At 72.0% G+C, this 13659-nt stretch carries 10 protein-coding genes; 2 read left to right on the top strand and 8 right to left on the bottom strand.

Translation table 11 applies throughout. The features are described from left to right. The first annotated feature begins 9 nt into the window (after positions 1–9). Positions 10–1683 (top strand): regulator, encoded by a 1674-nt coding sequence (locus OG844_RS10055; protein ID WP_406389542.1) that lies wholly within the window; start codon positions 10–12, stop codon positions 1681–1683. Between the two features lie 6 nt (positions 1684–1689). Here OG844_RS10055 and OG844_RS10050 read toward each other — a convergent pair whose 3' ends face one another. Beyond that, positions 1690–3003 (bottom strand): NAD(P)/FAD-dependent oxidoreductase, encoded by a 1314-nt coding sequence (locus OG844_RS10050; RefSeq protein WP_406389541.1) that lies wholly within the window; start codon positions 3001–3003, stop codon positions 1690–1692. 278 nt (positions 3004–3281) lie between these two features. Further along, entirely contained in the window at positions 3282–4181 is a 900-nt protein-coding gene (locus OG844_RS10045; protein WP_406389540.1) for a TIGR01777 family oxidoreductase, read from the bottom strand. Positions 4182–4243: 62 nt separating this feature from the next. On the opposite strand from OG844_RS10045, the gene OG844_RS10040 reads away from it, so the two are divergent. Next, positions 4244–4771 (top strand): GNAT family N-acetyltransferase, encoded by a 528-nt coding sequence (locus OG844_RS10040; protein WP_406389539.1) that lies wholly within the window; start codon positions 4244–4246, stop codon positions 4769–4771. Positions 4772–4788: 17 nt separating this feature from the next. Here OG844_RS10040 and OG844_RS10035 read toward each other — a convergent pair whose 3' ends face one another. The 6 genes from OG844_RS10035 to lpdA all read right to left on the bottom strand — a co-directional run bounded on the left by OG844_RS10035 (position 4789) and on the right by lpdA (position 13410). Continuing rightward, positions 4789–5310: a DUF4240 domain-containing protein gene (locus OG844_RS10035; RefSeq protein ID WP_406389538.1), complete on the bottom strand. Its 522-nt coding sequence runs from the start codon at positions 5308–5310 to the stop codon at positions 4789–4791. A 61-nt stretch (positions 5311–5371) separates the two neighbouring features. Next, positions 5372–6340: a helix-turn-helix transcriptional regulator gene (locus tag OG844_RS10030; RefSeq protein WP_406389537.1), complete on the bottom strand. Its 969-nt coding sequence runs from the start codon at positions 6338–6340 to the stop codon at positions 5372–5374. A gap of 78 nt (positions 6341–6418) precedes the next feature. Beyond that, on the bottom strand, positions 6419–9088 hold the full coding sequence (gene aceE / locus OG844_RS10025; RefSeq protein ID WP_406389536.1) for a pyruvate dehydrogenase (acetyl-transferring), homodimeric type: 2670 nt from the start codon (positions 9086–9088) through the stop codon (positions 6419–6421). Between the two features lie 290 nt (positions 9089–9378). Continuing rightward, positions 9379–10002 (bottom strand): GntR family transcriptional regulator, encoded by a 624-nt coding sequence (locus tag OG844_RS10020; RefSeq protein ID WP_329211843.1) that lies wholly within the window; start codon positions 10000–10002, stop codon positions 9379–9381. Between the two features lie 148 nt (positions 10003–10150). Further along, a complete protein-coding gene (gene sucB, locus OG844_RS10015; protein ID WP_406389535.1) occupies positions 10151–11962 on the bottom strand; it encodes a 2-oxoglutarate dehydrogenase, E2 component, dihydrolipoamide succinyltransferase in 1812 nt (603 codons plus the stop codon). A 59-nt stretch (positions 11963–12021) separates the two neighbouring features. Then, complete coding sequence (gene lpdA / locus OG844_RS10010; protein WP_406389534.1) at positions 12022–13410, bottom strand: dihydrolipoyl dehydrogenase; 1389 nt, start codon at positions 13408–13410, stop codon at positions 12022–12024. Positions 13411–13659: the final 249 nt, after the last annotated feature.

Raw genomic sequence — 13659 nt, 5'->3', positions numbered from 1 at the left:
GTACAGCTGATGTCGGAACGACCTCCGCAGCGCACCCCCAACAGGCGGCTCGCTGCGCTCATCGCGGAAGCCGGATTCTCCCATGCGGGTCTGGCCCGCAGGGTGGATCAGCTTGGCCTCGAACACGGCCTCGATCTGCGGTACGACAAGACCTCGGTGACCCGCTGGCTGCGTGGCCAGCAACCGAGGGGAACCACCCCCGCCCTGATCGCGGAGGTCTTCACCCGGCGGCTGGGGCGCCGGCTCTCCGCGCAGGACCTGGGGCTGGACGCGTGCGCCCCCGTCTATGCCGGGCTGGAGTTCGCGGCCACGCCCGCCGAGGCCGTCGACATCGTCAGCGGGCTGTGGCGGAAGGACTCCGGCAGCCATGCGGAGCTGCGCAAGATCGCGTTCACCCCGGCCGGACTCGTCGTGCCCAGCCGGGACTGGCTGATCGGGCGGGCCGACGAATGGGTCGGACACGGAGAACCGGCGACGGCGGCGGCTTCCCGCGGCGCGGGCGGTGCCGGCCCTGCGAGCACTGCGAACGGAGCTCCGGCGCACGGCATGGCGGGCCTGCCCGCCCCGCGCACACCCGGCGACACGAGCGCCGTCCGCACGTCGAACGCCTTCCACGCCTCCGGCGGCGCCCACGCGCATCACGGCCCCGGGGGCACACATGGGGCGTCTGCCCACGGCGGCCGGGCCGGCAACCGGGGTCCCGGTTCGGCCCGCCCGCCCGCCCCGGCACAGCCGCCCCTCGGCGTGCCCCGTCAGCGGCAGACCGACCGCGGCCCCGGCCAGCGGGTCGGCAACGGCGACGTCGCGGCCCTGCGGTCGGTCGGTGAGCTCTTCCGCACCCTGGACAACGCCTACGGCGGCGGTCACGCCCGGCAGGCCCTCGTCAGGTACCTGGAGCACGAGGCCGAGCCCATGCTCCGGGGAAGCTACGGCGAGGCCGTCGGCAGGCAGCTGTTCTCCGCGGCGGCCGATCTGACCCGGCTGGCGGGCTGGACCTCGTACGACATCGCCGCGCACGGCCTCGCCCAGCGCTACTTCGTCCAGGCGCTGCGGCTCGCGCAGGCGGCCGGTGACCGGGGGTACGGCTCGTTCGTCCTGATCACGATGAGCCGGCAGGCGGTGTACCTCGGGCACGGCAGGGAAGCGGTGCAGCTCGCCCGGGTCGCCCAGCAGGGGATCGGGTCCTCGGCGCCGCCCGTGGTCATGGCACTGCTGCACGCGGTCGAGGCGCGCGGACACGGGGTGCTCGGCGAGACCCGGGCGTGCATCGCCGCACTCGTACGCGCGGAACGGGCCCTGCAGTCCGAGCGCCCCGGGGACGACGTGCCGCACTGGGCCCGCTACTTCGACGAGGCGCAGCTCGCCGACGAGTTCGGCCACTGCCATCGCGATCTGCAGCAGTACCGGGTCGCCGTGCAGCACGCCGAGCGGTCGCTCCAACTGCGCGCTCCGGCGTACGCCCGCAGCAGGCTGTTCTGCCGTGTGGTGCTCGCCTCCGCACGGCTCGGACTCGGCGAGCTGGACCAGGCCTGCCTGCTGGGCGCGGAGGCGGCCCAGCAGGCTTCGGAGATGCGGTCGGTGCGCGCCACGGAGTACGTGCGGGACTTCGAGCGCCGACTCGAGCCGTACCGGGACGCGGTAGCCGTGCGGGGCTACCGCGACCGGGTCGCCGCGCTCGGCTGAGCCGGCCTACGCGGCGGCGGGCAGCGCGGCCCCGCCACCGGGTTCCTCCCGCACGCCCAGGTCCGCGAGGATCGCCGAGGCCGCACGGTGCCCCGAGTGCAGGGCGCCCTGGACCGTGCTCGTGTCGCGGTGGTCGCCGCACACGTACAGGCCGGCCAGGACCCGGACCGGCCGGCGCAGATCGTGCGGGGGCGGCATCGCGGGCACCGCCTCCGGGTCGTGATGGGCCGCCAGGAGTTCCCAGTCGTGCGTGGGCGTGCCGTACAGCGCGGCGAGGTGCTCGCGGACCGTGCGGTCGAGGTCCGGTGGCGGGGGACCGAGAACCGTGGAGGTGATCAGCGTCCGGCCGTGCGGCGCGCGCGACGGGTCGACCTCGCTCATCACGGCGGTGTGCGCGACCGGACCCGAGCGGTCCGCGTCCAGCAGCAGGTGCGCTCCCGTCGGCGGGGGTGCGGGTGCGGTGTGGTGAAGCACCGTCACCGGTTGGAAGGCCGGCATCCGCAGACCGGGCAGCAACTCCGCGGCCGCGCCCGCTCCGGTGGCCAGCAGCAGGGAGCGACAGCCCAGTTCGCCGTGCTCCTTGGTGCGTACGGACGTGATGTCGGCGGCCGTGACATGCACGCCGGTGCGTACGGTGCCGGGTGGCAGGGCGGCCGCCAGCAGCCGGGGCAGTTCCGCGGAACCGCCCGACGGCACGCAGAGCCTGCCGCGCGCGTAGCTGCGCAGTGCGAGCTCGGCGCAGCGGCTCGATGTGGTGAGCGCGGGGTCGTTGAGCAGCGCGGTGAGCAGGGGGTGCAGGAAACCGCTGACCATCCGCGGGGAGAGACCACGCGCAGACAGGGCCGCGCGTGCGGTCCGGTCCGGCCTGGCCAGGATCCGGGCCGCCGGTGCGGCGGCGAGGCGGCCGAGCCAGGAACCCAGCCGGGCTTGTTCGATCGCCCCGCCCAGGGGCGCCAGGGGGGCGCTCGATCGGGTGCGCACCGCTTTGAGTGCGCCCCTTGCGCTCCGTACGTCACCGGCGCGGTACCGGCGGCCTCCGCTGTGGACGAGCACCCCGGGGCTGAAGTCCCGCAGCACCAGGCCGTCGAGCCCCGGGGTGGTGCTCAGCTCCGGGTAGGCGGAGCTGAGCAGTGGACCGATGTGGTCGAGCCGGAACCCGTCCACATCGTGGGTGACCATCCGGCCGCCGATGTGCGGAGCGGCCTCCAGGACGCTGACGTTCACTCCTGCGCTGGTCAGTTGATGAGCCGCTGACAGGCCGGCGATCCCGGCCCCGATGATGACCACATCCGCGTGGTGTGCCGTGTGTGCCGTAAACACGTACCCCTCCCCGAGTCGGCGCGACTGGTGGGAGGCTCTTGCCCCCAACAGGCCCCCGGAATGCCGGAGTTCGGGTCGAGGCTAGATGGATGGCTGGTGCAGGCGCAGTCGCGCGCGCCTGGGGGCACCGGTGCACGGGGTCGCACGGACCCCCGGCGGGCGGTGCCGCAGCGGCGGCCTGCCCGGCCTGCCGGAGGCGCCGAGGAGGCCGGCCGCGACCGCTGAGCTGCGCCGCTGTGCGGGAAGGGCGGCCCGGCCGCACGGCCGGGCGGGCGGGTTCAGCGCAGCGCCGCGCGGACGGCGGCGTCGATTCCGGGGAAGGCGAACGAGAAACCCGAGTCGAGAAGTTGGCCGGGTAGCACCCGCTGGCTGCCCAGTACGTCCTCGGCGAACTCCCCGAGAGCGACGCGCAGCGCGGGCGCCGGGGCGGTGAACAGGGTCGGGCGGCGCAGCACCCGCCCCATCGCGGCCGTCACCTGGCCGTTGGTGGCCGGGGAGGGCCCGGTCAGGTTCACCGGGCCGGACAGCGACTCGGTGTCCAGGATGTGCCGCATCGCCGCGACGTGGTCGTGCAGGGCGATGAAGCTCCAGTACTGCCGCCCGTTCCCGAGCCGTCCGCCGAGCCCCGCCCTGAACAGCGGAAAGAGACGGCCCCAGGCCCCGCCCTCCCGGGCGACGACCAGACCGGTCCGGGCGTGCACCGTCCGTACGCCCGCTTCCTCGGCAGGGGCCGTGGCCTCCTCCCACTCCACGCACACCGACGGCAGGAAGCCCTTGCCGGGCGGCGCGCTCTCGTCGACCGCACGGTCCCCGGTGTCCCCGTAGTAGCCGATGGCGGACCCGCACAGCAGGACCTTCGGCGGTTCGTCGAGCGAGGCGACGGCCTCGGCGATCGCCGCCGTGCCCAGGACGCGGCTGTCCCGGATCTCCCGCTTGTACGCCGGGGTCCACCGGTGGTCGCCGACCCCGGCCCCCGCGAGGTGGACGACCGCGTCACATCCGACGAGGCCCGCCACGTCCACGTACTGCCGCTTCGGGTCCCATTCCACCTCGTCGCCGGTGGCGGCGGGGCGGCGTACCAGGCGCACCACCTCGTGCCCGTCGGCCCGCAGCGAGCGCACGAGCGCCGCTCCGATGAGGCCGGTCGATCCTGTGACGGCGATACGGGAGCGCTGCATGGCCTCCATCCTGCCCCATGGACCCTCGCTCACGCGGAACACGGCGTGGCACAGTGGCCCGCATGTCCGAGCCGCGGTTCCACTCCCTCCTGCCCGTCCGCCCCGCCGTACAGGCGGACGAGCGCGCGCTCGGAGAGCTCGACCGTGCCACCTGGTCGACGCTGCACGCCGTGCAGCCCAGACCACGGCCCCCTTACGAGCCGTTCTTCGACGAGCGGCACAGGCCGGGGGAGTTCCTGGTGGCCGCGGCTCTCTCCGACGCGGGCGAGGAGCACATCGCCGGGTACATCCGGCTCGCTCCGGCGACGCCGCTGGCCTGCAACGCGCACGTGCGCCAGATACAGGGCCTCGCCGTGGCCGAGTGGGCGCGGGGCCACGGTGTCGCGCGGGAGCTGCTGCGCGCCTCGTACGCGGAGGCGCGGCGGCAGGGAGCGGGGCGGCTCACCCTGCGCGTGCTCGGGCACAACACCCCTGCGCGGAAGCTGTACGCATCGGAGGGCTTCGCCGTCGAAGGCGTACTGCCCGGGGAGTTCTTCCTGAACGGGCGGTACGCCGACGACGTCCTGATGGGCCGTTCGCTGCTCTCCTGAGTTCAGATCGGGCGAGTTCAGGTCGGGCCGAAGCGGCTCCAGAGCGCGGGGAGCCGTTCCGCCAGCGCCGTGTCGTCCTCGAAGTCGACGGGCGTGCCGGCGGGCTCGGTGGCCTGCGGCGGCAGGCCCAGGTCCGGCGCGACCACGCCCGTGAGCTGCTCGTACGCCTCGTCGGCTGCATAGCCGAGGTCCTCGCCGTCGCCGTCGAGCTCGTCGTCGAAGTCGTCGAGCAGCTCGGCGAGGCTGTCGGGTTCGTGCACCGCGCCCTCGAAGACCTCCCGGCCCTGCCCGATCAGCCAGCACCTGAAGAAGTCGAACGCGTCGTCGCTCGCCCCGCCGAGCAGCACGGCGGCCGCGCCCCACAGGTCCCAGCGGTACGCGCGGTTGTAGCGGGCCTCGAAGTGCCTGGCGAAATCCAGCACGGAGTCGGGATCGAGCCGCACCAGCCGTTCGACGAGCAGGTCGGCATGGTCCTCGGGGTCGCCGTCGGCGGCCTCGCGGGTGTTGTCGATGATCTCCCAGAACTCCGTCTCGTCCATCACTGGTCCAGCATCGGCCTTGGCGGCGGGCGACGCACGCGGAGACACCGAAATGAAGCCTTCAACCGTAGAGGTCGCGCATGCGTTCGGCGGCATCGGCAACACGTTCGCGCAGGGCGGCGGGTGCCAGGACCTCCAACTCCGGCCCGAGGGAGAGCAGCTGGCCGTACGCGACATCCTCGGACTCGACCGGCAGCGTGAGCGTGCGCCGGCCCTCCGCGTCCGGCGGAGCGGCCGCGGCCAGCGCCTCCTCCGCAGCGGCCCTGTCCACGGCGTACGGCAGTCGGCGCACCCCCGCCTCGGACAGCCGTACCGTCACCTCGGTACGCAGGATCGACCGGGCGAACTGTGCGGCGCGCTCCTCCCAGAACCGGGGCAGATCGAAGTCCTCGTCCCGTTCGAACCGGGTAGCCGACACGGCGACCGCGGTGAACCGGTCGATCCGGTACACCCGGAAGTCGTCCGCCACCCGGGCGCAGAGGTACCAGACCCCGGCCTTCAGGACGAGCCCGTACGGGGACATCTCCCGATCCACCTCGCCCGCGGGGCCGCGGCGGTAGCGCGCCCGGACCACGCGGTCGTCCCAGACCGCCTCAGCGACGGCGGGCAGCAGCTCGGGGGTGACCGGCTCGTGGTACCAGCCGGGGGCATCGAGGTGGAAGCGCTGGGCGGCGCTCTGCGAGGCGTCCCGGAGCGAGGGGAGCAGGGCGGCCGAGACCTTCAGCCGGGCTGCGGACGCGGCGTCGTCGAGCCCCATCTCACGCAGGGCCGAGGGCAGTCCGGACAGGAAGAGCGCCTCGGCCTCGTGACGGGCCAGGCCGGTGAGCCGGGTCCGGTAACCGCCGACGAGCCGGTACCCGCCCGCCCGCCCCCGGTCCGCGTACACGGGCACGCCCGCCTCGGACAGGGCCTGGGCGTCCCTGGTCACGGTGCGCTCCGAGACCTCCAGTTCCTGTCCCAGCTCGGCAGCGGTCATGGAGGGCCGGGACTGCAGGAGCAGAACCATCTTGATGAGCCGGGCAGCACGCATGAAGCCATTGTGGGCGCCGCACGACGACTGCGGGGCAGGTGCCGGACCTGCCCGGCACCTGCCCCGCCCTCGTGCTGCCTACAGCCCGTACCGCTCCCGGGCCTCCTTGATCGTCGAGGCCGGGACCTCGCCGCGGCGGGCCAGCTGGGCCAGGGCCGCGACCACGATCGACTGCGCGTCCACACCGAAGTGGCGGCGGGCCGCGTCGCGGGTGTCGGAGAGGCCGAAGCCGTCCGTGCCCAGCGAGGACCAGTCCTGCTCGACCCACTGGCTGATCGAGTCCGGTACCGCGCGCATCCAGTCGCTCACCGCGAGGACCGGGCCCGGCGCACCGGAGAGCACCTGGGTCACGTACGGCACCTGCTGCTCACCGCGGAGCAGCGCCTCGTCGGCCTCCAGCGCGTCGCGGCGCAGCTCGCCCCATGAGGTGGCGGACCAGACGTCGGCCGTGACACCCCAGTCGGCGGACAGGAGTTCCTGGGCCTTGAGCACCCAGTGGATCGCCGTACCGGAGCCGAGGAGCTGCACGCGGGGCGCGTCCGCCGTGGTGGGCGTGCCCTCCTTGAAGCGGTACAGGCCCTTGACGATGCCCTCCTCGACGCCTTCCGGCATCGCGGGCTGCTGCTTCGGCTCGTTGTAGACCGTCAGGTAGTAGAAGACGTTCTCGGCCTCGGGGCCGTACATCCTCCGCAGACCGTCCTTGACGATCACCGCGACCTCGTACGCGAACGCCGGGTCGTAGTTGAGCGACGCCGGGTTCGTGGACGCGATCAGGTGCGAGTGGCCGTCCGCGTGCTGCAGGCCCTCGCCCGTCAGCGTCGTACGGCCCGCCGTGGCGCCGACGATGAAGCCCTTGCCGAGCTGGTCGGCGAGCTGCCACATCTGGTCGCCGGTGCGCTGCCAGCCGAACATCGAGTAGAAGATGTAGAACGGGATCATCGTCTCGCCGTGCGTCGCGTACGACGTGGCGGCGGCGATGAAGTCGGCCATGGCGCCGGCCTCGGTGATCCCCTCGTTGAGGATCTGACCGTCCTTGGCTTCCTTGTAGTACATCAGCTGGTCGCGGTCGACCGGGTCGTACGTCTGGCCCAGCGGCGAGTAGATGCCGGCCGACGGGAACAGCGACTCCATGCCGAAGGTGCGGGCCTCGTCCGGGACGATCGGCACCCAGCGCCTGCCGGTCTCCTTGTCGCGCATCAGGTCCTTCACCAGGCGGACGAACGCCATGGTGGTGGCCATCTCCTGCTTGCCGGACCCCTTGTACAGGGCCTTGAAGGCACGCTCCTCCGGCTGCGGCAGAGCCACGGCGTGCACCCGGCGGGCGGGGGCCGGACCACCGAGGGCGGCACGGCGCTCCTGGAGGTAGCGGACCTCGGGGGAGTCGGCGCCCGGGTGGCCGTAGGGGACCAGCCCGTCCTCGAAGGCGCTGTCCGGGATCGGGAGGCCGAGCAGCTCGCGCATGCTCTTGAACTCGTCCGTCGACAGCTTCTTCATCTGGTGGTTGGCGTTCTTGGACTCGAAGCCCTTGCCGAGCGTGTAGCCCTTGACCGTCTGGGCCAGGATCACGGTCGGCGCGCCCTTGTGCTCCACCGCGGCGCGGTAGGCCGCGTACACCTTGCGGGCCTCGTGGCCGCCGCGGGAGCTGTAGAAGCATTCGGCGATCTTGGCGTCGCTCAGCAGCTTCGCCAGCTCGGCGAGCGCGGGCTCGGTGCCGAAGAAGTGCTCGCGGATGTAGGCCACGTCGCGGGTCGCGTACGTCTGGAACTGCGCGTCCGGAACCTCGCGGAGGCGACGGATCAGGGCGCCCGTGGTGTCCAGCTGGAACAGCTCGTCCCAGGCGTTGCCCCAGAGCGTCTTGATGACGTTCCAGCCGGCTCCGCGGAACGCGCCCTCCAGCTCCTGGACCACGCGGAAGTTGGCGCGGACCGGGCCGTCGAGGCGCTGCAGGTTGCAGTTGATGACGAAGGTCAGGTTGTCGAGCTGCTCACGGGCCGCGAGGGCGAGGGCAGCGGTCGACTCGGGCTCGTCCATCTCGCCGTCGCCCAGGAAGGCCCAGACGTGCGAGTTCGACGTGTCCTTGATGTTGCGGTTGGCCAGGTAGCGGTTGAAGCGCGCCTGGTAGATGGCCGAGAGCGGGCCGAGGCCCATCGACACGGTGGGGAACTCCCACAGCCAGGGCAGCCGCCGCGGGTGCGGGTAGGACGGCAGGCCCTCGCCGCCCGACTCCTGGCGGAAGTTGTCGAGCTGCTGCTCGCTGATCCGGCCGTCGAGGAAGGCGCGGGCGTAGATACCGGGGGAGGCGTGGCCCTGGATGTAGAGCTGGTCGCCGGAGCCGTCCCCCTCCTTGCCGCGGAAGAAGTGGTTGAAGCCGGTCTCGTACAGCCAGGCTGCCGAGGCGAACGTGGCTATGTGGCCGCCCACGCCGAACCGGGCGCCGCGGGTGACCATCGCAGCCGCGTTCCAGCGGTTCCAGGCGGTGATCCTCGATTCCATCTCCAGGTCGCCGTCGAAGGCGGGCTCCGCGGAGGTGGGGATGGTGTTGACGTAATCGGTCTCCAGCAGCTTGGGCAGCGCGATACCGGCGCCCTCCGCGTGCTGGAGCGAACGACGCATCAGGTATGCGGCGCGGTGCGGGCCCGCGGCCTTGGTGACGGCGTCCAGGGAGGCCGCCCATTCGGCGGTCTCCTCGGGGTCGCGGTCCGGGAGCTGGTCGAGCTCGCTCGGATGTTTTGCTACGGGGTCGGTCATGATCGCCGCCTTCCGGAGTGGAGGGGGGTGGAGAAGGCCCTGGCTGGCAGGACAGGGCGATGGGGCCGGTGGGCCCGCGACTGAACTGTAAGTCGCCGATCGATGATCGATCAAAGGATGAAAGGCAAAACTTCTCGATCTGAAGAAAGTGGCATGGGGTGCCTCGAAATGGGGCACGGAGTGACGGGATTTTTAGGGTGAAACGGGCTCTGAGCTGCACAGTCGAGCGCTCGGTGCCGCAGATGGGTGCACGCCTTCGCGCGGGCTCACGCCGGGGGTGCGCACCGGGTTCACGCTCGCGGCGCGCACCCCAGGACATGCTCCTTCACGAGCACGGCGATCCGCGGGTCCCGCCGCAGGAACGCGTCGATGAGAGCCTCGTGCTCCTCCGCGTACGACTTCTGCACCGTGCCGAGCCAGCGGATCGACAGGGCCGTGAACACCTCGATGCCCAGCCCCTCCCAGGTGTGCAGCAGGACGGCGTTCCCCGCGGCCCGCACCATCTCCCGGTGGAAGGCAACCGTGTGCCGCACCTGCGCCTCGCCGTCGGCCAGCCGGTCCGCCTCGTACAGGGCCGCCACGTGCGGGGTCAGCGCCGAGCAGTCCTCGCCGAGTGCCGGAGCCGCCAGCTCCGCGGCGATCTGCTCGAGCCCGGCCCGTACGGGATAGCTCTCCTCCAGATCGGCCGCGGTCAGATTCCGCACGCGTACGCCCTTGTTGGGGGCCGACTCGATCAGCCGCAGGGTCTCCAGCTCGCGCAGCGCCTCGCGCACGGGCGTCTGACTGACCTCCAGCTCGGTCGCGATACGGCGCTCCACGATTCGCTCGCCCGGCTTCCAGCGCCCGCTGACGATCCCGTCCACGATGTGCTCGCGGATCTGCTCGCGCAGCGAGTGGACGACGGGCGGGGTCATGACGGGCTCCTTAGGGGCAAACCGGTGCTGCCTACACCAACACGGCCGCCAGGGGCGACCGGTGGTGTCTAGACAATACGGCGGCGCCCCCGCCCGGGAGTGTTCCGGACGGGGGCGCCGCTGGTGAGGCTGGTTACAACCGCGTGCCTCAGAGGCCGAGCTCGACCTCGAACTCGCCCGCTTCGAGGATCGCCTTGACCGTCGTCAGGTAACGGGCGGCGTCCGCGCCGTCCACCAGACGGTGGTCGTAGGAGAGCGAGAGGTACGTCATGTCGCGGACACCGATGACGGTGCCCTCGGCGGTCTCGATGACCGCCGGACGCTTGACGGTGGCACCGATGCCCAGGATGGCTGCCTGGTTCGGCGGCACGATGACCGTGTCGAACAGCGCACCGCGCGAACCGGTGTTGCTGACGGTGAAGGTCGCACCGGACATGTCGTCCGGGGTGAGGCCGCCACCGCGTGCCTTGCCGGCCAGCTCGGCGGTCTTCTTCGCGATACCGGCGATGTTCAGGTCGCCCGCACCCTTGATGACCGGGGTCATCAGACCCTTCTCGGCGTCCACGGCGATGCCGATGTTCTCCGAGTCGAAGTACGTGATGGTGCCCTCGTCCTCGTTGATCCGGGCGTTGACGACCGGGTGGGCCTTCAGCGCCTGGGCCGCCGCCTTCACGAAGAACGGCATCGGGGACAGCTTGACGCCCTCACGGGCGGCGAAGGACTCCTTCGCCCGGTTGCGCAGCTTCATCAGCTTGGTGATGTCGACCTCGAGGACCGAGGTCAGCTGGGCCTGCGAGTGCAGCGCCTTCATCATGTTGTCGCCGATGACCTTGCGCATGCGGGTCATCTTGACCGTCTGACCGCGCAGCGGGGACGCCTCGAGCTTCGGCGCGGCCTTCGCCGCCGGGGCGGCTGCGACCGGAGCCGGAGCGGCAGCGGCGGCCCTGGCGGCCTCCGCGGCGGCGACGACGTCCTGCTTGCGGATACGGCCACCGACGCCGGTGCCCTTCACCGTGCCCAGGTCGACGCCGTTCTCGGCGGCGAGCTTGCGGACCAGCGGCGTGACGTACGCGCCGTCGTCACCGGAAGGCGCGGCCGGAGCGACCGGTGCCGGGGTGACGGGTGCCGGAGCGGCGGCCGCGGGCGCCGGAGCGGCCGGGGCCGCGACCGGAGCGGCGGGCGCCTCCGGAGCCGGAGCCGGGGCTGCCGGAGCGGCAGGCGCGGGAGCGGCGGGGGCCGGAGCGGCCGGGGCCGCGACCGGAGCGGCGGGGGCCGGAGCGGCGGCGGGAGCCGGAGCGGCGGCGGGAGCCGGAGCGGCCTCTGCGGGAGCAGCGGCCGGGGCGGCACCCGGAGCACCGATGACGGCGAGCTTCGCGCCGACCTCGGCGGTCTCGTCCTCGGCGACCACGATCTCCAGCAGCACACCGGAGACCGGGGCGGGGATCTCGGTGTCGACCTTGTCCGTGGAGACCTCGAGCAGGGGCTCGTCCTCCGTGACCTCCTCGCCGACCTCCTTCAGCCAGCGGGTGACCGTGCCCTCGGTGACGCTCTCACCGAGCGCGGGGAGGGTGACGTCGGTACCTTCGGCGCCACCGGCCGCAGCCGGAGCTGCCGCGGGGGCCGGAGCGGCGGGGGCCTCGGCGACGGGCGCCGGGGCCTCGGCGGCGGCGGGGGCCGGGGCAGCCGCGGGCTCGGCGGCCGGAGCCGCCGCGGGCGCGCCCGAGCCGTCGTCGATGACGGCCAGCTCGGCGCCGACCTCGACGGTCTCGTCCTCGGCGACCTTGATGGACGCCAGGACACCGGATACGGGGGCCGGGATCTCGGTGTCGACCTTGTCGGTCGAGACCTCGAGCAACGGCTCGTCGGCCTCGACGTGCTCGCCCTCGGCCTTCAGCCAACGGGTGACAGTGCCCTCGGTGACGCTCTCGCCGAGCGCCGGAAGGGTTACGGAAACCGACATGGTTTCAGTTGCTCCTTACGAAAGTGCGGAAGTGGTCGGTCGTCGCGCCCGGGACTGGATCAGTCGTGGGAGTGGAGAGGCTTGCCGGCCAGGGCCAGGTGCGCCTCGCCCATCGCTTCGTTCTGCGTCGGGTGGGCGTGGATGAGCTGCGCGACCTCGGCCGGCAGCGCCTCCCAGTTGTAGATCAGCTGGGCTTCGCCGACCTGCTCGCCCATACGGTCACCGACCATGTGGACGCCGACCACGGCACCGTCCTTGACCTGGACGAGCTTGATCTCGCCCGCGGTCTTCAGGATCTTGCTCTTGCCGTTGCCCGCGAGGTTGTACTTGAGGGCGACGACCTTGTCCGCACCGTAGATCTCCTTGGCCTTGGCCTCGGAGATGCCGACGGAGGCGACCTCGGGGTGGCAGTACGTCACCTTCGGCACGCCGTCGTAGTCGATCGGCACGGTCTTGAGACCGGCCAGCCGCTCCGCCACCAGGATGCCCTCGGCGAAGCCGACGTGGGCGAGCTGGAGCGTCGGGGCGAGGTCGCCCACGGCCGAGATCGTGGGGACGTTGGTCTGCATGTACTCGTCGACGAGGACGTAGCCGCGGTCCATCGCGACGCCGGCCTCCTCGTAGCCCAGACCCTGCGACACCGGGCCGCGGCCGATCGCGACCAGCAGCACCTCCGCCTCGAAGGTCTTGCCGTCGGCGAGGGTGACACGCACGCCGTCCTGCGTGTACTCGGCCTTGTCGAAGAAGGTGCCGAGGTTGAACTTGATGCCGCGCTTGCGGAACGCGCGCTCAAGGAGCTTCGAGCTGTTCTCGTCCTCGACGGGGACCAGGTGCTTCAGGCCCTCGACGATGGTGACCTCGGTGCCGAAGGACTTCCACGCCGAGGCGAACTCGACGCCGATGACGCCGCCGCCCAGGACGATGGCGGACTTCGGGACACGGTCCAGCTTCAGCGCGTGGTCCGAGGAGATGATGCGGTTGCCGTCGATCTCCAGGCCGGGCAGCGACTTCGGCACGGAGCCGGTCGCGAGCACGACGTGGCGGCCCTGGATGCGCTTGCCGTCGACATCCACCGAGGTGGGCGACGAGAGGCGGCCCTCACCCTCGATGTAGTGCACCTTGCGCGAGGCGATGAGACCCTGCAGGCCCTTGTACAGACCCGAGATCACCTCGTCCTTGTACGCGTGGACGGCCGCGATGTCGATGCCCTCGAAGGTGGCCTTGACACCGAACTGACCGGCCTCGCGGGCCTGGTCGGCGATCTCTCCGGCGTGCAGCAGCGCCTTGGTGGGAATGCAGCCGTTGTGCAGGCAGGTGCCGCCGACCTTGCCCTTCTCGATCAGTGCGACGTCCAGGCCCAGCTGCGCTCCGCGCAGGGCCGCGGCGTACCCGCCGCTACCACCGCCGAGGATCACTAGGTCGAAAACGGTGCTGGCGTCGTTCGCCACGTCACGTCCTCCATGCATGTGCGCCGTACGCCGGGCCCCTCGCTGGGGTGTGACCGGCCGGTCGGCTGGTGTTCGGCCGCTTGTGTTGTTCGGCCCTGTGGTGGGGGCCCTGTCCTGCCGAGAACCCATCTTCGCACTTGTTGAGGGCGGGCGGGACGCGGGCCCCTGGTCCGAGACGGACGGAGGTCCGCCTCGGACCGTTGACGATACGTACAAAGTTTCGGAAAGAGGCCGGTCAGAGCCACTGAG

The sequence above is a fragment of the Streptomyces sp. NBC_00887 genome, from assembly GCF_045207585.1.
The sequence above is the reverse complement of the archived record's forward strand: the minus strand, read 5'-3'. Positions and strand labels throughout refer to the sequence as shown.

What these genes read in the sequence shown, in the direction of transcription:
- OG844_RS10055 (WP_406389542.1), top strand. Translation starts at nt 10, where the DNA reads ATGTCGGAACGACCTCCGCAGCGCACCCCCAACAGGCGGCTCGCTGCG.
- OG844_RS10045 (WP_406389540.1), bottom strand. Translation starts at nt 4,181, where the DNA reads ATGCAGCGCTCCCGTATCGCCGTCACAGGATCGACCGGCCTCATCGGA.
- OG844_RS10040 (WP_406389539.1), top strand. Translation starts at nt 4,244, where the DNA reads ATGTCCGAGCCGCGGTTCCACTCCCTCCTGCCCGTCCGCCCCGCCGTA.
- OG844_RS10035 (WP_406389538.1), bottom strand. Translation starts at nt 5,310, where the DNA reads ATGGACGAGACGGAGTTCTGGGAGATCATCGACAACACCCGCGAGGCC.
- OG844_RS10030 (WP_406389537.1), bottom strand. Translation starts at nt 6,340, where the DNA reads ATGCGTGCTGCCCGGCTCATCAAGATGGTTCTGCTCCTGCAGTCCCGG.
- aceE (WP_406389536.1), bottom strand. Translation starts at nt 9,088, where the DNA reads ATGACCGACCCCGTAGCAAAACATCCGAGCGAGCTCGACCAGCTCCCG.
- OG844_RS10020 (WP_329211843.1), bottom strand. Translation starts at nt 10,002, where the DNA reads ATGACCCCGCCCGTCGTCCACTCGCTGCGCGAGCAGATCCGCGAGCAC.
- sucB (WP_406389535.1), bottom strand. Translation starts at nt 11,962, where the DNA reads ATGTCGGTTTCCGTAACCCTTCCGGCGCTCGGCGAGAGCGTCACCGAG.